This is a genomic window from Paenibacillus sp. SSG-1 (assembly GCF_002224835.1).
In the GTDB taxonomy this organism is placed as follows: domain Bacteria; phylum Bacillota; class Bacilli; order Paenibacillales; family Paenibacillaceae; genus Paenibacillus_AQ; species Paenibacillus_AQ favisporus.
On the sequence record NZ_MBRK01000001.1, the window covers coordinates 2441518 to 2461147 of the forward strand.

Here is a 19630-nt window from a genome sequence, read left to right on the forward strand (position 1 = left end):
GTAATAGAGGAGATAACCATTAGGTTATGATGTTGAGTGATGAATTTAAACTTGAACCATCTGAATGTCTTTGTGGCAGCCGCTGAGAAAATGAACATTACCGAAGCGGCGAAAGCGTTGTTTATATCCCAACCGGCTGTGAGCAAAACGATTAAACAGCTGGAAGATGCGCTGCAAGTGAGGCTGTTTGTCAGGGATAAGCAGAAGGGGATCATGCTGACCGATGTCGGCAGGGAGATTCTGATATTGGCCAGGCAGATGCAGTCCATTGAAAATCGTATTTTCCAGGCAGCCAGCCGGGAGAACCAGCTGTTAACCGGAAAAGTCAAAATCGGCTCGTTTCCTGCGGCGTCGACCCTGTTGCTCCCGGAGGCGATCTCCAGGTTCCGGGCCAAGTACCCACAAGTTCAAATCGAGCTGAGTGAGGGGGTATCCGACCAGATCAAGGAATGGGTTACCGACCGTACCGTGGAAATCGGGCTCGTCGCTTCTCCGTTTGCGGGCTTTGAGCATCATAGCCTGGTTCAGGATCACATGGTGGCCGTCATTCCGGACGATCATGAGCTGCACAATTCAGAGATTGTGGATCTCGGAAAATATGAGCAAGACATGATTTATTGTAAAGGCGGACATGAGGCGGCGTTGAACAGTGCAGTACAACAGCACCATTTTAATCTCGAAAGCAGCTTGACCGTCCAAACCGCCGAAACCTTGATCCAGATGGTCCGCAGACGACTCGGGATCGGTCTTGTTTTCGATTTTACGCTGTCTTCCGTGTCCCATGAACTGATCGTAAAGCCCATTACGCCGGTCATCACCAGGGAGATCGGGATCATCGCGCTCTCATTTGCGGAGATTTCACCAGCGTCCACGGAGTTTGTTCGAATGATGAAAGAATCATGAAACAAGCCGCTTCCGGCATCTCCGGGGCGGCTTGTTTGTTGATCTATATTCAATGGGTAGCTGGGCTGGACGATAACTCCTTAACGGCTGCTCTGACGATTCTCAACAGATTTCATGCGGTTTTGTTCGTCGGGCGCGCGGTCATGGCCGAATTCCTGGCCGGCTTCCATTTCAGTGTGTCCCGACTGGCTGCGGGCGAATTCAGTGAATTCCGCCTTCTGCTCATCTTGCTCATGCTTTTGTTTCAGTATCTTTTTCGGATCTTGGGTTGTCATGGGGAAAGCCTCCTCGAATTCAAATTCACTTTCTTATTATTACCCGCCTCGATGTTTGGCAAACTTATGCTTCACTTATGCTTCATATGTGTAATGATGGGGCATAGATTTTGCTATATGAAAAAAGTAAGCGAAACAAAGGTTTTAAATATTTTGCATATGGAATAGGGCGTGTTAGCATGTCGTTGAGTAGGAAAAAGGGGATTTGATCTATGATTCGTCTCTTTTTGTGTATCGTTTGCATACTTTGGCTCAGCTCATGCGACATCATGCCGGGCTCTTCAAGAGAACAAGCGAAGGAACAATTGTCATCAACGGGGGTGGAAACGGTGACTCAGCAATTCATACAAGCGGCGGAAGCAGGTGATCTTGAGGCGGTACAGAACCTGCTTCAGGACGGAATCGAAATGAACGCACAGGATGAGCGGGGCAGAACGGCCGTCATGGCTGCGACGTACAACCATCAGACGGAGATGGTCCGGCTGCTGATCAGCAAAGGGGCGGACATCAACATCAGGGATCATCTGCTCAACAATGTATTTCTGTATGCCGGAGCTGAGGGAATGCTGGATATCGTTCAACTGGCGATCGACGCTGATGCAGATACCAAACTGACCAACCGCTATGGCGGGACGGCGCTGATCCCCGCTTCTGAACGGGGCCATGTCGAAGTGGTCCGGGAGCTGTTGACCCGCACCGATATCGATGTCAATCATATCAACCGCCTGCACTGGACGGCTTTGCTGGAAGCGGTCATTTTGGGAAACGGCGGGGAGAAGCATCAGCAAATCGTCCGGCTGCTGGTCGATCATGGCGCGGATCGGGAGATCGCGGATGCGGAAGGCATCACTCCGCTGCAGCATGCCAAAAGCAAAGGTTATCACGAAATCGCCGCAATACTGGAACGAGCAGGTTCGTAACTTTCAGCAAATCCGCTAAAATAATGCATGTGATAATCCATGCGCTAAAGAGCGAACGGTCAGTACCGTTCGCTTTTTCTGTACCTATCAAAGATGGAGGTGAGCAAATGTCCATCCGCATCAAGCTTTTATTGTCCTATACCGGCATGCTGCTCATCAGCCTGTTGGTCTTTGCCATGACGGCGAGCCTGTTTACGATCGCGGCGACGGGCGACGTGCACAGCCTGCGCGATTTTTACAAAGTCCACTATCAGCTCAATCCGCTGACGGAACAAGAAGAATCTATTTTTTTGGAATTGAAGTATCTTGCCAAAAATGAGCCGGATCGATTACAGGATCAGCAGCTGCTGAAGGATTTCGATTTCAAGCTCAAAACGGTCAGAGCCGGGCTGTATGTACGCCGTGAGAGCGGACGCATCTACCAGTCGTATACGTTCAACCAGCCTGAGCTGGAACGCCATCTGCCGCCTTATGACCTGAACAACAACCAAATTCGCAGTACGTTTAATATCGGTGAGCGTTTTTATGCGTACGCCAAATACGACTTCCCTTACTCGGACGGCCAGAAAGGCAGTGTGTTCGTCATCCGCGAGCGGAGTCCGTTTGGCGAAGTCACGAGAAAGCTTCTCCCGGCATTCGTCATTAGTTTGGCAGGCATCATTGTGATATTCAATGCGCTGCTCTTCCGCTGGATTACGCGCAGCGTTGTTAAGCCGCTGGACCGGCTTCGTCACTCGGCAGAGCACATTCAGAGGGGCAATTTGCAGTTTTCGCTTGAACCGAATACAAAGGATGAGATCGGACAGCTGAATGCAGCTTTTGAAAACATGCGGAAAAGGCTTCAGGAGTCGGTTCAGCTGCGGCTGGAGGATGAGGCGAACCGGAAGGAGCTCATCTCGAACATTTCACATGACCTGCGGACACCGATCACCAATATTAAAGGCTATATTGAAGGCATTCGTGATGGAGTGGCGGATACACCCGAAAAAATGAACAAGTATGTCAACATCATTTATTCCAAAGCCGTTGACCTGGACAAGCTTGTGGATGAGCTGTTCCTGTACTCCAAGCTGGATCTGAAACAGGTGCCGTTCACGCTTGTGGCGGTTGATATCGTCGACTTTCTGGACGACTGCATCGAGGAGCAGCGATACGTTCTGGAAGAGAAGGGAGTGGTCATCGGATGGGCTCATCGGCCCATTCCGCCGGTCAACGTATTTGCCGACCTGGAAAAAATAAAGCGTACCGTTCTTAATATAATCGGGAACGCTCAGAACTACATGGATAAAGAACATAAGAACATTCATATTTCCGTACATCCCGGACGGGAATGGGTAACCGTCGAAATCAGCGATAACGGGACGGGGATTCCGCAAGAAGCACTGCCGCATATTTTCGAACGATTCTACCGCGCCGAAGCTTCGCGGAATTCTTCAACCGGAGGCAGCGGTCTGGGACTGGCCATAGCCAGCCAAATCATTGAGGGGCATGGGGGCAGGATCTGGGTGGAAAGCGAGGTAGGTGTTGGTACACGCGTGTTCTTCACGCTGCGGCGTATCACATACGAAGGAGGGGAAGGCAGAGATGGCCGGCAGCATTCTGATTATTGAAGACGAGACGACTATCGCGCAGTTGGAACGGGATTATTTTGAATTGAACGGATTTCATGTGGATTTGTGCCATCATGGAGACGAAGGACTGCAGCTTGCTCTTGAAACGGATTACCATCTTATCATTGTCGACCTGCAGCTGCCGGGATTGAACGGTTTTGAATTATGCAGCAGGATCAGGCAGGCGAAGGAAGTTCCGATCCTGATCGTCTCCGCCAAAAATGAAGAAATCGATAAGATACGCGCCTTTAACCTGGGGGCCGACGATTATATTACGAAGCCATTCAGCCCGAGCGAACTGGTAGCCAGGGCAAAGGCGCATTTGACCCGGTATGAACGGCTCATGAGCAGGCATGAAGCGGCCCACAAAACCGAAATCCATATCCGCGGCCTGGTCATTGACCAGGCGGCACGCCGGGTGTACGTCCGCAATAAGGAGGTTATATTTACTTCCCGTGAATTCAGCCTGCTCGAATTTTTGGCCAGTCATCCGAACCGGGTATTCAGCAAAAGCGAGCTGTTTGAACGGATTTGGGGCATGGACTCGAACGGGGATATCGCGACCGTCACCGTACACGTACGGAGACTGCGGGAGAAGATGGAGGTCGATCCGTCCAACCCGCAGTATATCGAAACGGTATGGGGAGCGGGATACCGGTTCACCGTCTAACCGATTTAATAAATTGTTAATATAAAGTTTCGATTTTGTTTATGCCGGGTTTCTTGGCCGTTTATCCGTTTCGTTTACGATAGGGACATGACAAACACCAATCCATTTATGGGATTGAAGGAGGAACCATCGATGAATAAACATGCTAACAAACTGGCCGGCTTGATGCTGGCCGCAGCTTTGGGAACAGCCGCCTTGCCTATCGGTGCCGTGCATGCCGCAGACGATTCAAGGGCGCTCGGAGAAGGAGATATCAGCCAAGCAGTCCGTCAGTTATCGCAGCTTCATATTATGCAGGGGTACGAGGACGGTTCACTCGCCTTAGAACAGCCAGTCACACGTGCGGAGCTGGCCAAATTGCTTACCCTGACGTTTAGTCTGCAAGGTGCAGATCAGGCACAGCAGGGATTCACAGATGTCAATCCGCAGGCATGGTATTCGAAATATGCCGCTGAAGCGGTAGCACAAGGGATCATGCCAGCAAATGATGGCCGTTTCGAGCCCCGGGGAACCGTAACGAAAACGGAACTTGTACAGATTGTAACTAAAGCACTGAAGCGGGATGCGAAATCCGTGGAATACTGGGCTGAAAGCCTTGATCCAGGCAGCGGTCCGGTCACTCGCGGAGAAACTGCGTATTTACTGAATATGGCGCAGCGGGCGATCCCGTCGGACAAAGCTAAAATCACCAGCATCCGTTCCTTAAATGCGATTACGCTGATCGTGACGTTCGATGCGCCATTAACGGCGGACAACGAGGCATTTACGAAAGCGAAAGAAGACTTTGCCTTCACCGGCGGTCTTACGTTAACCAATCTTCCGCGGCTGAAAACGGGTTCCATCGCTACTTATATTGTACCAACCTCCGTTCAGCAGCAGGGTGTCCAATACTCCCTGACCTACAGAGGAACACACGCGGGGACTTTTACCGGGAATGCAGACAAGCTGAACATGACCGAGGCCAGACAGGTAACCAATGATACGTTTGAGCTGGAATCCCTGCAGGCGAACGGTGTGGTAGACTACGGATATGTCATTTCCGCGTACAGCACCGGCCGGGGAGCGGCTGCCTTCGTCCTCGACGAAAACAACCGCGCCAATGGCAAAACCTATCAGATCATTTCCTCCGGACAAGCCAGGGAGGTAACGATCACGCCGGAGGGCGGACAACCGATGGTCGCTAAATATGTACCATTCACGCAGTCGACCGATGGCAGACAGGAACCGAAATTCCGCCTGCCTGAGGGCAAAACCCTGACTCCGGGCGTCACCTATACCGTGACTTCGGATTGGGCGCAAATAGAACACCCGTCTTTCGTGGCGAAGAGCATCGCACCGCTTGACATCGTCGGTGCCGAAGCCGTGAGCGAGACTTCCATTACGGTTACGCTGTCGGAAGACCCGGGAGACGAGCTGTTCTCGGGCCGCAGTGTCGAGCTGACGGATGCGGAAGGGCATAAGCTGACCGCCGCCTATAAATACTCCAGCCGCAAAGGGGCCGTGGGTATCTTCGATCTTGCACCAGACAGCAAACTTGTGAAAGGCACGACCTACACCGTCACGCCGGTGGGTGAATGGGCCGGTTCTTCCCAGACTCCATTGACAGCGAATTAAATCTTATACGCCTTTTGCTCGTTTCGGCTGCCGGATGTCCGGCAGCTTTTTACTTTTCTTTAACGCTTAAGTTTAATAGGATCACTGCTAGTTATGAACACAGATAACGAGCAAAGGGTTAGTCAGTTGACACATGACAATCCTGTAACTATAATAGTTACATAACTGATTTGTTACTAATATGGTTACAATTAAGATCATAATGGGACAATAAGATCATAACGTTACAATGGAGGAATCAGGATGAAATTATTAGTTACCGGTGCCACAGGGAAGCTGGGCAGAAAAGTAGTGGAGACCCTTTTGCAGACTGTCCCTGCCAGTCAATTGGCGGTCAGCGTGCGCAACCCGGACAAGGCTGAAGATCTTCGGGCCCGGGGTATTGACGTCCGCCATGGTGATTTTGACGTGCCGGAAACATTGGATAAGGCCTTTGCCGGGATTGACCGGCTGCTGATCATTTCCGCGGATGGAGACAACGAAACCCGGATTCGGCAGCACACGAATGCGGTGGAAGCTGCCGCACGAGCCAAAGTTGGTTTCATCGCCTACACGAGCTTGGGAAATGCAGCTGAGAGCAAGCTGTTTCTTGCGCCACCTCATCAAGCAGCAGAGCAAGCGATTTTGAAGACGGGCATTCCGTATTCGTTCCTGCGGAACAACTGGTACATGGAGAATGAGATTCCGAGCATTCAGGGGGTTCTAGCTGGAGCACCATGGGTGACGTCCGCAGAATCCGGCAAGGTTGGCTGGGCGCTGCAGCAGGAGTATGCCGAAGCAGCTGCAGCTGTTTTAGCGGGGGAAGGTCATGAGAACACCGTGTACGAGCTGTCAGGCAAACTGCTGACACAAGCGGAACTGGTGAATGCGCTGGGTGATGTGCTGGGTAAAGAGGTACCGCTCCAGCAGGTCGACGACGAACAATATGCTGACATCATGAAACAAGCAGGGGTTCCGGAGTTTGCCCTCCCGATCGTTGTAGGCATTCAGCAGGGGATTCGTGAGGGGCAGCTTGAGATCGAAAGCCAGGATTTTGAGAAGCTGCTTGGACGTCCTTTAACGCCTATAGCAAAAGCACTGGATCAGATTGTAAGCGGGCTTAACTAAGTGAGCTTTGATCGTTGGCCTAGATCTTGATATGGCATGAAGAAAGCTGCAGAACCAACAGGTCTTTTATGACCCGGTCTGCAGCTTTTTGACTGGTGTGAAATCTAGTGGTCTCACTCGTGTTTATCTCTCTTAGTTTCCGTCTGTTTCATCGGGAAAGCTTCTTCTTTGGAAACGCGAATCTGGTCCGGCGGAAAGTGTTTTTTGAAGTATTTCAATACCCGATAATGGATATCTTTGTCGTACCAAGGCATTATTCCGTGCTCCTCGAAAAGAGCTGGCATACCGAGTCTGGCTGAACGCTTACCAAGCATACCGTCACCTATCAGTAATGTATCGATCCATACGTAATCTGCAATTCCGCTTAAAGTCTTGGGGAAATCAGGTGTGAACGGCAGTACCGGCGAGATGGAGGCCTGCGTTCGGATTCCTGCTTCACGAATTTCCTGCAAAGCACTAAGACGGAGGCGAATACCAGGTGCCAGCGGGGCAAAAATCCGCTTCATATCCTCCCGGTCGGTCTCCACGGTCATGGATACCAGCAGTTCACATTTGTCCTTAAGCTGAGTCAACAAGTCAATGTCCCGTGTGATGAGCGGTCCGCGCGTTTGAATTTGCAGCGAATCCGGTGGATAGCTGATCATTTCCTCGAGAATTCCCCGGGTTATGCCCGCTTTGCGTTCAATAGGCTGATAAGGATCGGTGGCGGATGACATAAAGATATGAACGGGTTTGTTTTTCTTCCGCAGCTTTAATATCTCCTTTCGGTAATTTTCCGCCGCGTTCGTTTTGACCTCCAGCCAGGTTCCCCAGGGCATGTCTTTAAATTTCTGGATGGGCATTTCCCTTACATAACAGTATTTGCAGGCAAAGGCACAGCCGCTGTATGAATTTAACGAGTGGGTGAACCCCACATCCAAGTATCCTTTTACTTCGGTGAGGATGGTTTTGGCCGTGATTTCCTTCGTTTCGATGTTCATATCCACAGCTCCTTTCCCCTATTGTAACCGATGTGGTGGAGATTTAGGGAGAGAACTCACCTTGGTTAACATAATAATTATTACGTAACCTCCGCATGTTCATGTAAAATTGACAGAGCTGCAGTTGCAAAATGTTTTACAGCTGCTCCATTTTTTTTGGGTAAATAAGCCATCATCTGTCTTGTTTATTTCGTATCCTGAGCGTGTCTTCTCATTTGATTCGACGAGACGATAATACTGCCAATAAGGAGAAATAATGATGAGAATGGATATTGATTTCGGGAAGCCCCTTACAGCTGCTTGGGATGCCAACACGACCTGCGGAAGGGCATTTGAAGCGTTTCGTACCGCATTTGAATACGGTGAAACGGCGGATTTTCTCGCGCTTGTGACTGACGATTTCCGTTTTTCCGTACCCTTGCCGTATGAGGATTGGAAAGAGCCGCAGTTCGGAAGGCAGCGGTTCATTGAGTTGGTCCAATTTGAAAGGGAAGTGCTGCAAGTATCGTTAACCCCGCAGTTTCAGCTCTTTGATTCTCAGTACGGAGTGGTCGTTTTTCGAGCAGAAGGCATGCTCAGTAACCAACCTTATCACAACGTACTTACCGTCGTGTTTGAATTTGAAGACGAACGGATCAGGTCCTTCCATGAATTTGTCGGGATGCCGCTGAAAAACTACTGAGAGCTGAATCCCTGATCGGAATGGCCGGCGTTTGTCGCAGTAAGCCTCGCAGGGCCTCAAGACCCGTTACGAGGAATTCCCTGATGAGAATCACAGATCGGCCATGCCGGTCTTGATGAACCGGGCGATCCGGATAGCGTCTGAAGGCGTGTAACGAATAAGCTTTTATATGTTTTGAAAAGTCCGGCATGCGCCGGGCTTTTTTGCATTTATTACAGGTATTGGTTGCAGCAATCATGTTGAATAAGCAGGATATTCGGGGGTGGCCGATGAAATCGTACGACGTATCCATTAAAATCGGTGTCAGCAACGGTATAATGGTTATAGCGTGTTGGAGTGTTTTAAGAAAGGATGTGATCTCATGAAGAAAATCATGAACAGACCGGAGACGCTCGTTGCGGAAATGTGCAGCGGTCTCGTATTGGCCTACCCTGAGCTTGAGTTTATCCGTAAATACAACATCATCAAGAAAAAAGTGATCCAGCAGGATAAGGTGACGCTGATCAGCGGCGGCGGCAGCGGCCACGAACCGGCACATGCGGGTTTCGTCGGCAAAGGCATGCTGGATGTGGCCGTCTGCGGCGACGTGTTTGCTTCCCCGTCCCAGATTCAGGTGTACCAGGCGATCCGCTCTTCTGCGAGCAAGAAGGGGACGCTGCTGATTATTAAAAACTATAGCGGCGACATCATGAACTTTAAAAATGCGGCCCATCTCGCTGCCGAAGACGGCATTCAAGTCGACTACGTGAAGGTGGATGACGATATCGCCGTTGAAGACAGTTTGTATACTGTCGGCAAAAGAGGCGTTGCCGGAACGGTGCTCGTACATAAAATCGCAGGAGCCGCAGCGGAAGCAGGCTTACCGCTGGAAGAAGTCAAGCAGGCCGCCCAGAATGCAGTCGATAACGTGAAAAGCATCGGGTTTGCGCTCACGTCCTGTACGGTGCCGGCCAAAGGCAGTCCGACGTTTGAGATCGGTGATCAGGAAATGGAATACGGCGTCGGCATCCATGGCGAGCCCGGCATCCGGCGGGAGAAGCTGATCACGGCTGACGAACTGGCTTCCCGAATGGTTGCCGAGCTGCTGGAAAGCTTGCGTATCAGCGACAGTGCACCTGCGGAGGTTGCCGTCCTGGTAAACGGATTCGGCGGCACGCCGCTGCAGGAGCTGTACCTGCTGAACCATGCGGTCATACGTGAGCTTGCCGCACGGAACGTCATTGTGTATAAAGTTTTCGTTGGCAACTATATGACAAGCATTGATATGGCCGGTGCGTCACTGTCGATCATGAAGCTGAATCCCCAGCTGAAGCAGCTGCTCAGCGAGGAGTGCGAGACGCCAGCACTGACCGTCCGCGGGCCATTTGAGCCGGTACAGTACGTACCTGATGAAGAGACCGTCCGACACCCGGCATCCATCGGCGCCACTACCGATGAAGCGCATGGAATCATACACAACAATAAGCTTACACTGGAAAACCTGGTTTATCTGGTTGATCGCATGAGCGGCGTCATTATCGAAAACGAAATTCCGTTCTGCGAGCTGGATGCTCATGCCGGTGACGGTGACTTTGGGATGAGCGTAGCCAAAGGGTTTAAGCAGCTCAAATCCGAGTGGGAGGAACTCACCTCCCAGGCGCAAGATATCGGAGGATTTCTTGATGCCTGCTCTCTAATCATTATGGAGCATTGCGGCGGTGCCTCCGGTCCGATCTGGGGTTCGGCCTTCCGGGCGGCAGGCAAATTTGCGGGGAACCGGAGCGAGCTGTCCGTTACGGACATCGCCGGCATGATGAGTGCTGCCGTGAAGGGAATTCAGGATACGGGTGAGCGTTCCTTTGGACGGGGTGCCGTCGTGGGTGACAAAACGCTGATCGATGCGCTTGTCCCCTATGCCGAAGCCTGGGCGAAGGCGGCTGAGCAGGGCACCGATCTGATCGGCGCAGGCCTGTCCGCGGCAGAAGCAGCCGTTCAGGGGGCCAAGCAAACCGAGCACATTGCGGCCCGGATGGGGAGAGCCGGAACGGTTGGCGACCGGAGTATCGGTTACCCGGATGCGGGAGCCTACGCATTAGGCGTGATTTTTACGGAACTCGCGCATTCCCTTAAACCATCCGATCAGTGAGATTCTAAGAACGCTCAAAGGGGGCATGAAATCTTGAATGATGGCCTTAGTAACAAACCCTCCGCCCGGGATCTAATGGAATATCATGCGGAGGCTATGTTTACCCATGACCGCAGCGGACGCCTGCATCTGGTCAATGAACCTTGGCCTGGTTCAGACCCGGCTCCACGATTGTTTCTGGGAAGAACCACGGAGGGAGGGAGCGTTTGGCGTTTCCGTCACGACGTTCCTGACCAACTGGTGAAACAGCTGGAGAGATGGAGTGCCGAAGAGGCTGCGGTCGTTGACTTTCAAGACAGGCCGAAGCATGAGAAGGATTATTGGAACCTGCTGCAAGGTAAAAAGATGACGATGGGGCCTTGCTTTTCTTTTGAAAATGAAACGAGAGAGCCATCCGTGGATGTGCAGCGAATTACGCCAGAAAATGTGAGGCAGCTTGCGCGGGAAGGATTCGAATGGCTCGCTGACGAGGTCAGCTATGCGCAGCCCTGCGTTGCGGTGGTACAGGAGGGCCGAGCCGTCTCCGTGTGCCGCAGCGTCCGCATCGGTACGAAGGCGCATGAAGCCGGGCTGGAAACGTTAGAACAATTCCGAGGCAGGGGATACGCTGCTGCAGCGACGGTGGGATGGGCTGAAGCCGTCCGGGAGCTCGGCTGTATTCCGCTATACAGCACCTCATCGGATAATCTATCTTCTCAGCGCGTCGCGGGAAAAATGGGGCTTTCTTTCTATGGCGTGAATTTTTCGATTTATTAATAAACGTGATTAGGGCGTTAGTTGAAAATTCGCGGACACGATAGTGGAATTCAAGAAGATCGATGAACGAAAGAGAGCGTGTTTGGACTTGTTCCAAACACGCTCTTATTCTCTCAAGGCAATTTCCGGCTAGCTGGCTATCAAGTTTAAAGCTGTGTGTATCCGTTACTTGGAGCTTTGCTCCAGCAGCGAACGGAGGTCTGAATTGGTTCCTAACAGCCGAAGAATCATCGTGACGGCTTCGGCTCGGGTAACGGGTTCATTAGGTGCAAAACGGGAATCGTCTCTGCCTTCGAGAAGTCCGGCTGCTGCGGCTTGCCCGATGATATCCTTAGCCCAATATGAATCGGCAATATCCGTAAAATGGCGTGCTTCACCGGTGGCCAGTTCAGATAAATCCGCCAGATTGGCCATCATTTGAGCCATTTCGGCCCGGGTCAGGCTGCGCCCGGCTTGGAAAAGCCCGTCTGCATTGCCCTTGACAATTCCATTGGAAGCCAGAATGCCTATGGACTCAGCCGCCCAATGATCATGCATATCCCTGAAGGTAACGACCTCATTCCCTTGCCGAAGCGCGAAAGCTCTGACAAGCAGTTCACTGATTTCCGCCCGGCTAATCGGAAGGTCCGGCTTGAAGCTTCCGTCACCATATCCGTTGACCAATCCAAGCCGGGAAGCCACCGCGATGTCTTTTGCCGCCCAATGCGTGTATGTATCGGCAAATCTCTCCGGATGGTTCATCGCCAAGGCGTGGCGGAACGAAGCAGCAATATCCTCTGCGCGAATAAACTTCCGGAATGAAGATTCCGGCATTTCCGGTATTGGCGTAGGAGTTGGAGTCGGTGTAGGCGTCGTTACAGGGGCCGGACTTGGTGCAGATGGTGTATCTGCCGGTTGGGAAGGGATAGAAACGACCGGCTTGGCTGTGACCGTTAGGTTCAATGATTCGCTCTTGCCCCCGTAGACGGCTGTGATCACAGTCGTGCCCGCACTCTTACCGTTTATCTCGCCGTTGGTAACCTCGGCAACCGCTGGATCGGCAGTAGTCCATACTGCTGACTTTGTAACGTCAGTTTCAGACTGATTCGAATACAGAGCTTTCAACAAGACTGATGAACTCTGGCCAACCTCCATATGTAAGCTGCTTGCGTTGACGCTCAAGCGTGTCAAGCCCTGAACCGTTAAGCCTTTATCGGCTTGATTGCTTTCGTCGTTGCCGTCGCTTACCACAAAGCGGATGGTTCGATTTGATGGCTCCGATGCATTTTCAGAGCTTATGTAAGTTACGCTTCTAAAAGCCGACTCCCATTCAGAAACAGTGGCTGTTCCATTTTCCGATGTCAGAGTCAACATACCAGAAACGGGATCGAAGCGGCCGATGATGTTGCCCATCGTCGCTCCATCGTTGGTGAACTGGAGCTCTTCCTTACCGGCATGATACAGGCTGACGATAGACACGCGGCCGGAAGCCAAAGTCTGATCATCGGGATCCGAGATGGACAGTGCTGGATCGACAGGGACGGTCCCGGCTGTATAGGAGGTTAAACCGGCGCTTGTTGTCACAACGGGCGGCTGGTTGGACACCTTTACCGTCTTGGTGGCGGAATTGCTGCTTACGATACCGTCGCTTACCGTGAACGTGATGGTTCTTATCGCGGCCGTATTCGGATTTGTGGATCTGTTGGAGTAGGCCACCGATCGCAGGGCTTGCTGCCACTGGGCAATCGTGGCCGATGCTTCAGATGACGTCAGTGTTAATGTCCCTGTCTCAGCATTATAGCTCCCTGTAATGTTACCCATGGTCGAGCCGTCGTTTATAAAGGCAAGGATATCTTCATTCGTAAAAAAGTTGCCCGAAATCGAGACCGTTGCCGTTGACATCGTCTTGTTATCCAAGTCTGAAAGGGTAAGGCCGGAATCGATGGCAACGGGGATCCCTTTGAAGGTAGAGGTGCCACCCGTTGTTGTCAAAATCGGCGCCTGGTTGACCGCTGTCACTGTCACCGTTTTGTCTGCGGGATTGCTTGAAACGGTACCGTCACTCACCGTAAATGTGATGATGCGATTCGCCGTATCGGGGGTGATGGCCGTATTCGAGTATGTCACTGCTCGCAGGGCTTGCTGCCATTGGGTAATCGTAGCTGATGCTCCAGAAGAGGTCAGAGTCAACGTTCCGTTAAATGAATCGTAGCTTCCGAAGATATTGCCATATTGGGTCGTACTGTTATTCACAAACATAAGCAGGTCCTCGCCGGATTGCAGCCCGGATGTAATTCGAACCTGAGCGGAGGACAAAGTGGGGGTATCAGACTTCATGATGGAAATATTCGAATCCACGGTGACGGGAGTGGCTATTGTATTATTCCCTGCTCTAAAGCTGGTTGTTCCGTCACTGGTGGCAATCTGCGGCTGTGTGCTGGCATTCGTCATCTGGTTGGTATTTGAGGATGAATCATCTGCCGCACCTCCTTCGCTAACGATGGCAGCAGGTTGAGGGTCGTCCGCAGCGGATGCGGATTCGGGGAGAACCGAAGAGGTTACCATTTGAAATGCCCAGATCAGGGTAATGATTGCCGCGTACTTCGAGCGGTTATTCATAAAATTCCTCCTATTTGCGTCATGAAATAAGTCGTGCTGTTTCTATATAGATTGAACTAAAGCTGAGCATCGTGCCTTCAGTTAGCAGCCTGTAAACTTCATTTCGATAGTTCATTCTATTTAGCTATAGAATATATCGGAATTCGCGAAGCCGGAGAGTATAGTTCGAAAAAAATAGGGCCCGCACACTCACAGCAACTACGGATAACAATCTATAAATTCAGCTGGACGTATGATAATCTTTTGGTTAGAAGGCATTCATCCCAATTCAAAGAGGTATAATCCATGACAAACGAAGAACTGGAGCGGCTGGCACAAAGGTTTGGCATTAAGGGGGCATCATTCGATTTTCTCCGGCATAACGAAAACGAAACATACAAGGTAAATGCGGGAGACGGCCGCAAATATGTTCTGCGAATCCATCAGCCTTGCCAAGAGGGGATGACCGGTAAGCAGCACACCTATGAAGGACTGCTGGGTGAACTGCATATGCTGGAGGAGTTATCCCATAACAGCGGCTTTAAAGTCCAGACCCCGATCCGTAATACGGAAGGGAGCTTGATCACTGTGATGGAGCATAATGGGCGTCAGCTGAATTGCTCCATGCTCTCATGGTTAGAGGGGAGGGACCTGAATAAAACGGATGTCAGCCAACCCGGATTGGTACGCAGGCTCGGCAGCCAAATCGGCGAGCTGCACACTTTTTTTCGCGGTTACCGTCACGAAACGTTGGAGAACCGGCCCAGCCAGGGGATGGATTACAATCATTGGTTGGCGGAAACGGTCCGGAAAGGACTCAACCTCGGCCTGTTTACAGCATCCGATGTCGACATCATTGATGAAACCTTGCGGGAAATCAACAAGCTTTTAGCTGCGTCAGCTGAGTCTCCTTCCGGCAGGCAAAAGCTCGTTCATGGAGATCTGGGATTAGGGAACGTAATTATTTCACCCGAAGGGATCATGAGCTTTATCGATTTTGGTTTTTTCGGACAAGGCTACGAGCTGCTTGACGTGGCGATGGGGGCCATGATGGTGCCGCCCGAACACAGGGACGTGCTGTTGGATGGGTATTATGAAGCGATAGGACGCAGCATTAGCCCAGACGATAGGGTCTTGCTGGATGGCTTTGCGCTCGTGGCAATCATCGGATATTATGCATTTCAAATGCCGAATGAAGCGGTTCATGGGTGGATGCGGGAGAGGATGCCGCGCTTGTGCGCAGAATATTGCAAGCCGTTCCTGCAGGGTGAGCGGATCTTTTCCAAAGTGTAAGCTGTGAGCGGAAGCCGGAAGCCCAATGGGGCTTCTCTTTTTGTTGTTTAAGCCTGTTTTTTAGATGCAGACAGAGCGGGGAACAATGGGAACTAATCGGAGAGAAAAGTTTTGTATTGTTTTGTTCATATGCCGTTCATCTCCTTTTGATATATTGATCGTTATGAATGTTGTATAAAGTGGGGGAGTTTTGATGAGACAACTGCTGATTGTGGACGATGACAGCCATATCCGTGAATTGCTGAGGTTCGTCATGACGAGAGAGGGCTATCAAGTCTATGAAGCCGAGAACGGTATGGAAGCAGCCAAAATGATGGATAGGCATGACATTGACCTCGCCGTCGTGGATATCATGATGCCATATATGGACGGGTACGAGCTGTGCGAATATATTCGGGAAAATTACGATATTCCCATCGTTATGCTGACGGCAAAGGATCAGCTAACCGACAAGGAAGAGGCTTACTCCCGGGGAACAGATGATTACCTGACCAAGCCGTTTGAACCGGAGGAACTCGTATTTCGCGTCAAGGCGCTGTTCCGCCGCTATCAGCGCACCTCAAGCGATACGCTTTATTTGAACCGAATTGTGATCGACCGGAACAACGTGGAGGTCACCGATGGTCAGAGCGTCTTTTTGCTGCCGATGAAGGAATTTGAGCTGCTCTCGCAGCTTGCCCAGTATCCGGGAAGGCTGTTTTCGCGGGACGAGCTGATCCGGCTGGTATGGGGAGCCGATTACGAGGGGGATGACCGAACGGTCGATGTCCATATCAAGCGGCTTCGTCAGCGGTTTGCGGACTATACAGACGATTTCTTCATTCAAACAGTAAGGGGCATCGGGTACAAATTAGAGGTGCCCAAACGATGAAATCGCTGTACTCGCGTGTGTTTCTTATCACCCTCATTGTGATTGTTGTCAGCAGCACGCTCGGCTTTTTGGCTTCCAATATGTATTACCATGTCAAACTCAAACCGTTCAACGACGAGAAGCTCGTCGGAATCGCCAGCCAAATGAAGCGGTTCTTGGAGGATGAGCCTGCCGATGTCGATGCCTACCTGCAGAATGCGGCAGCGCTTGGATATCAGATTTATTTGACGGACGGGGACAAGGATGACCGCGATTACGGCCGCAGTTTTCGCAAAATGGACTTGAGTGAAAGTACCATATCGGGGGTTCTGCAGGGAGACATCTATCACGGGGTAGCCCAATTCCCGAACAAGCCTTTTATCTCCGGGTTCTTCGATAACCGGTTAAGCAATACGGTCGGGGTACCCGTCGCGGCAGGCGGCCGTCAATTCGCTTTGTTTATGCATCCTGACGTCATTTTGCAATTTGGGGAGCTGCGGATTTTTTTCGCTTTGGTCGGGATCTTAACGGTAGCCATCAGCGTCGTCTTGTTTTTGATCAGCACACGCTATCTCGTTAAGCCGGTGACCCGGTTGTCGGAGGCAACGAAGCGTATCGCGCAGGGGAATTACAATATCGTGCTGCCGACCAAACGGAGGGACGAAATCGGCAGGCTCGCCGAGCATTTTATGGTCATGAGCCGGGAACTGGAGCGTACGGACGCGGCCAGACAGCAGTTTGTGTCCAACGTTTCGCACGAAATCCAGTCGCCGCTGACGTCGATTCAGGGGTTTGCCAAACTGCTTGGCGGGTCCCGTCTATCTTCTGAGGAATCTGCGCACTATGCATCTATCATCGAACAGGAAAGCCGCCATCTTTCGATGCTCAGCAAGCAGCTGCTCCTGCTTTCATCCTTGGAACAAGGACAGGTTGCAGTTAACCGGAAAACATTTTCCCTGCGGGATCAGGTTCGTCAGGCGGTTCAGATGCTCCAGTGGCGTATCGAGGAGAAAGAGCTTCTGCTGAAAATATCTATACCCAAATCAATAACGTTAACTGGAGACGACGTGCTCCTTATTCAGGTGTGGATGAACCTGATCGGAAACGCTGCTCAACATATTCCTGCCGGGAGGACCATTACCGTTCATGCCGAACAAACGCATGCCGACATCAAGGTGGAAATCCGGGATACGGGCGACGGCATTGCCGCAGAGCATTTGCCCTTCTTGTTCGACCGTTTCTATCGCGCAGACCGGGCGCATGAACGGGGTTCCGGAAGCACAGGCCTTGGACTGGCCATTGTCAAAAGGATCGTACAGCTTCACGAAGGCCACATCGAGGTAACCAGTTCACCCGAAGGAACCAGCTTTACCGTTACGCTGCCTGCGTTGTAATTTGCCATTCATGCGCCGTTCACATTCGCTTCCTATACTGGACTCATTCCAAAGGAGGGAAGCAGGATGTACTTAGCTTTACGGGAAATCAGATTCGCCAAGGCCCGGTATACGTTGATTGCAGCCATCATGCTGCTGATTTCGTTTCTCGTGCTGTTCGTCACGGGTCTGGCCCAGGGCTTGGCCTATGATAATGCAGCATCGATCCAAAATATGCCCGCCACCCATTTCGTGCTGGAGCAAGGATCCGATCATCGCTTTACCCGATCACAGATCAGTGGGGAGAAGCTCGAACAGACCCGGTCCGTCGTGGGCGAAACGAATGCGGAGCCGCTGGGGGTGCAAATGACGAGCGTCGTTCTTTCCGGTGACATTCAAAAAATCGACGTTGCGCTGTTAGCCGTTAATCCCAAAGGATGGCTGGCACCGGATCTAACTATGGGGGCTGCGGAGAAACAGGAAACAGGCGGTGTCGTCGTGGATGAGAAGCTGGCGGAGCACGGCGTCAGATTAGGATCCATTCTGGTCGATCAAGCTTCGGGAATCCGGTGGACCGTAACCGGTTTTGTCAAAAATGAGTCGTTCAGCCACGCCCCGGCCGTGTTCTTGAGCAAGGAGGAGTGGATGGGGCTTCATTCGCTATCGTCTGCGCAATCAGGTTCCGGCAGTGCCGAAGGGCAGGCCGTATATAACGCGGTTGCGGTTAAAGCAACGGAGGTTCAGGTCTCTAAGCTTCAAAGTGCGGTTCCGAACACAGAGATCATTAAGAAGGCGGATGCTGTGTCGGCGATTCCCGGATACAAAGAGGAACAGGGTTCGCTGCTGATGATGATTGCGTTCCTGTTTGTTATCTCGGCGTTCGTGCTGGCTGTCTTCTTTTACGTCATCACGATTCAAAAAACGAGCCAATTCGGTATTCTCAAAGCGATTGGCACGCGCACCGCGTATCTGGCCGGAAGCGTGACGCTTCAAGTACTGCTCTTGTCCGTATTCAGCTTGGCAGTCAGCATTTTCCTGGTGAAAGTGTTGGAGATGGCGCTTCCCGGGACGATGCCGTTTCAGTTAGGAGCAGACATGCTGGCGCTTACCTGCGCTGCGTTTATCGCGATGTCCTTGGCTGGCTCGCTGTTTTCGGTGTGGAAGGTAGCCCGCATCGAAGCATTGGACGCAATAGGGAGGGCAGCAGCATGAACAATCGCTTGGAACTGCACGACATCACACGCACTTTTGCAGACGGTGGATTTCAGCGGACGATCCTGGACCGTCTCAACTTGAAGGTGGCGGAGGGGGAGCTGGTCGCTGTCATGGGACCGTCGGGCTCCGGTAAGAGCACATTTTTATCGATCGCTGGGGCGCTGCTGGAGCCAACCGGAGGAGACGTTTTGATAGACGGCAAGTCCATCATTGGCCAGGACAAACAAGCTCTTTCAGAGCTGCGCCTGCGGAAGATGGGTTTTATTTTTCAGAATGCCAATCTGATACCGTATCTCAAGGTGGAGGAGCAGCTGATGCTCGTGGCTAAGCTGGCGGGAAGCAGCAAGGAGGCTTGCGCGGCGAGGGCTGACGAACTGCTTCAGAAGATGGGGCTGACGCATCGGAAAAATGCTTATCCGCATAAGCTTTCCGGGGGTGAACGGCAGCGGGTGGCGATCGCCAGGGCGCTGATGAATGACCCCGCCGTATTGTTCGCCGATGAGCCGACAGCAAGCCTGGATGCTTCGCGCGGGTTGGAAGTTGTCGCCATGATTGCGAAGCAGGTCAAGGAGCAGCGGAAAAGCGCGGTGATGGTTACGCATGACGACAGGGTGCTCCCATATTGCGACCGGGTATTTTATCTGGAAAAAGGAAAGCTGACGGAGCATCCGGTGTGACAT

At 51.8% G+C, this 19630-nt stretch carries 17 protein-coding genes; 14 read left to right on the forward strand and 3 right to left on the reverse strand.

What is annotated here, in order from left to right; genetic code table 11:
• The first annotated feature begins 39 nt into the window (after positions 1-39).
• On the forward strand, positions 40-903 hold the full coding sequence (locus BCV73_RS11370) for a LysR family transcriptional regulator (RefSeq protein ID WP_089547168.1): 864 nt from the start codon (positions 40-42) through the stop codon (positions 901-903).
• A gap of 80 nt (positions 904-983) precedes the next feature.
• Here the strand turns inward: BCV73_RS11370 and BCV73_RS34775 are convergent, their stop codons facing one another.
• Complete coding sequence (locus BCV73_RS34775; protein WP_105443075.1) at positions 984-1178, reverse strand: hypothetical protein; 195 nt, start codon at positions 1176-1178, stop codon at positions 984-986.
• A gap of 329 nt (positions 1179-1507) precedes the next feature.
• Here BCV73_RS34775 and BCV73_RS11380 point away from each other — a divergent pair, with 329 nt between their 5' ends.
• The 5 genes from BCV73_RS11380 (at position 1508) to BCV73_RS11400 (ending at position 7099) form a co-directional block, all read left to right on the forward strand.
• The gene (locus BCV73_RS11380) at positions 1508-2098 is read left to right on the forward strand and encodes an ankyrin repeat domain-containing protein (RefSeq protein ID WP_089550202.1); all 591 of its coding nucleotides are present in this window, start codon (positions 1508-1510) and stop codon (positions 2096-2098) included.
• Positions 2099-2205: 107 nt separating this feature from the next.
• Positions 2206-3708 (forward strand): sensor histidine kinase, encoded by a 1503-nt coding sequence (locus BCV73_RS11385; protein ID WP_089547170.1) that lies wholly within the window; start codon positions 2206-2208, stop codon positions 3706-3708.
• Positions 3683-4378, forward strand: a complete 696-nt coding sequence (locus BCV73_RS11390; RefSeq protein WP_076165977.1) for a response regulator transcription factor — start codon at positions 3683-3685, stop codon at positions 4376-4378. The genes BCV73_RS11385 and BCV73_RS11390 overlap by 26 nt, the downstream gene beginning before the upstream one ends.
• A 132-nt stretch (positions 4379-4510) precedes the next feature.
• Complete coding sequence (locus BCV73_RS11395; protein WP_089547171.1) at positions 4511-5992, forward strand: S-layer homology domain-containing protein; 1482 nt, start codon at positions 4511-4513, stop codon at positions 5990-5992.
• Positions 5993-6235: 243 nt separating this feature from the next.
• Positions 6236-7099 (forward strand): SDR family oxidoreductase, encoded by an 864-nt coding sequence (locus tag BCV73_RS11400; protein WP_089547172.1) that lies wholly within the window; start codon positions 6236-6238, stop codon positions 7097-7099.
• 113 nt (positions 7100-7212) lie between these two features.
• On the opposite strand, the gene BCV73_RS11405 is transcribed toward BCV73_RS11400, so the two are convergent.
• A complete protein-coding gene (locus tag BCV73_RS11405; protein WP_179231962.1) occupies positions 7213-8079 on the reverse strand; it encodes an SPL family radical SAM protein in 867 nt (288 codons plus the stop codon).
• A gap of 265 nt (positions 8080-8344) precedes the next feature.
• Here BCV73_RS11405 and BCV73_RS11410 point away from each other — a divergent pair, with 265 nt between their 5' ends.
• From BCV73_RS11410 to BCV73_RS11420, 3 genes are all read left to right on the forward strand, one after another.
• Positions 8345-8761 carry a nuclear transport factor 2 family protein gene (locus BCV73_RS11410; protein ID WP_089550204.1) on the forward strand — a complete coding sequence of 139 codons (417 nt, stop codon included), beginning with the start codon at positions 8345-8347 and terminating at the stop codon, positions 8759-8761.
• Between the two features lie 361 nt (positions 8762-9122).
• Positions 9123-10886, forward strand: coding sequence for a dihydroxyacetone kinase subunit DhaK (gene dhaK, locus BCV73_RS11415; RefSeq protein ID WP_089547173.1), 1764 nt, complete (start codon positions 9123-9125; stop codon positions 10884-10886).
• A gap of 33 nt (positions 10887-10919) precedes the next feature.
• Positions 10920-11642 carry a GNAT family N-acetyltransferase gene (locus tag BCV73_RS11420; RefSeq protein WP_256992823.1) on the forward strand — a complete coding sequence of 241 codons (723 nt, stop codon included), beginning with the start codon at positions 10920-10922 and terminating at the stop codon, positions 11640-11642.
• Between the two features lie 165 nt (positions 11643-11807).
• Here BCV73_RS11420 and BCV73_RS11425 read toward each other — a convergent pair whose 3' ends face one another.
• On the reverse strand, positions 11808-14240 hold the full coding sequence (locus BCV73_RS11425; RefSeq protein ID WP_089547174.1) for an S-layer homology domain-containing protein: 2433 nt from the start codon (positions 14238-14240) through the stop codon (positions 11808-11810).
• A 285-nt stretch (positions 14241-14525) separates the two neighbouring features.
• Here BCV73_RS11425 and BCV73_RS11430 point away from each other — a divergent pair, with 285 nt between their 5' ends.
• The 5 genes from BCV73_RS11430 to BCV73_RS11450 all read left to right on the forward strand — a co-directional run bounded on the left by BCV73_RS11430 (position 14526) and on the right by BCV73_RS11450 (position 19627).
• Positions 14526-15512 carry a phosphotransferase enzyme family protein gene (locus BCV73_RS11430; protein WP_089547175.1) on the forward strand — a complete coding sequence of 329 codons (987 nt, stop codon included), beginning with the start codon at positions 14526-14528 and terminating at the stop codon, positions 15510-15512.
• A 193-nt stretch (positions 15513-15705) separates the two neighbouring features.
• Positions 15706-16383, forward strand: a complete 678-nt coding sequence (locus tag BCV73_RS11435; protein ID WP_089547176.1) for a response regulator transcription factor — start codon at positions 15706-15708, stop codon at positions 16381-16383.
• Positions 16380-17756, forward strand: coding sequence for a sensor histidine kinase (locus BCV73_RS11440; RefSeq protein ID WP_089547177.1), 1377 nt, complete (start codon positions 16380-16382; stop codon positions 17754-17756). Before BCV73_RS11435 ends, BCV73_RS11440 begins: the two co-directional genes overlap by 4 nt.
• A 66-nt stretch (positions 17757-17822) precedes the next feature.
• Entirely contained in the window at positions 17823-18947 is a 1125-nt protein-coding gene (locus BCV73_RS11445; RefSeq protein ID WP_089547178.1) for an ABC transporter permease, read from the forward strand.
• On the forward strand, positions 18944-19627 hold the full coding sequence (locus BCV73_RS11450) for an ABC transporter ATP-binding protein (RefSeq protein WP_089547179.1): 684 nt from the start codon (positions 18944-18946) through the stop codon (positions 19625-19627). The genes BCV73_RS11445 and BCV73_RS11450 overlap by 4 nt, the downstream gene beginning before the upstream one ends.
• The last annotated feature ends 3 nt before the right edge of the window (positions 19628-19630 follow it).